Origin of the sequence: Tenacibaculum larymnensis (assembly GCF_028829235.1) — a bacterium.
Lineage (GTDB): Bacteria > Bacteroidota > Bacteroidia > Flavobacteriales > Flavobacteriaceae > Polaribacter > Polaribacter larymnensis.
The window spans coordinates 1-549 of the sequence record NZ_JAIWJY010000039.1 but is presented as its reverse complement, the minus strand read 5'-3'; the positions used below and the strand labels follow the sequence as shown (position 1 = coordinate 549).

Annotated in this window: 1 protein-coding gene; it reads left to right on the top strand. The window is 39.0% G+C overall.

The genetic code is table 11. The features are described 5' to 3' along the window. A partial coding sequence (locus LCI24_RS16925; protein WP_476691258.1) for an HYR-like domain-containing protein occupies positions 1–549 on the top strand: 549 nt, incomplete at both ends.

Genomic DNA, 549 nt, shown 5'->3' with positions numbered 1-549 from the left:
CACGACAACACATATTCAGGTAATTACAGTAGAAGACACAGTAGCCCCAGAATTTGTAGAGACTTTACCACTAGCAGAAATCACAGTAAGTTGTGATAACATTCCGGTAATGGAAACCTTAACAGCAACCGATAATTGTGATGCCTCTGTAACAGTAATTCCAAGTGAAGTAACTAGTGGCGATGATGATGCTTGTGGCTCAGAATACTTAATCACTAGAAAATGGACCGTATCAGATTGTTCAGGAAACACGACAACACATATTCAGGTAATTACAGTAGAAGATACAGTAGCACCAGAATTTGTAGAGACTTTACCAGCAGCTGAAATCACAGTAAGTTGTGATAACATTCCAGTAATGGAAACCTTAACAGCAACTGATAATTGTGATGCATCCGTAACAGTAATTCCTAGTGAAGTAACCAGTGGTGATGATGACGCATGTGGATCAGAATACTTAATAACCAGAAAATGGACCGTATCAGATTGTTCAGGGAATACGACTACTCATATTCAGGTAATCACTGTAGAAGACATAGTAGCACCAGA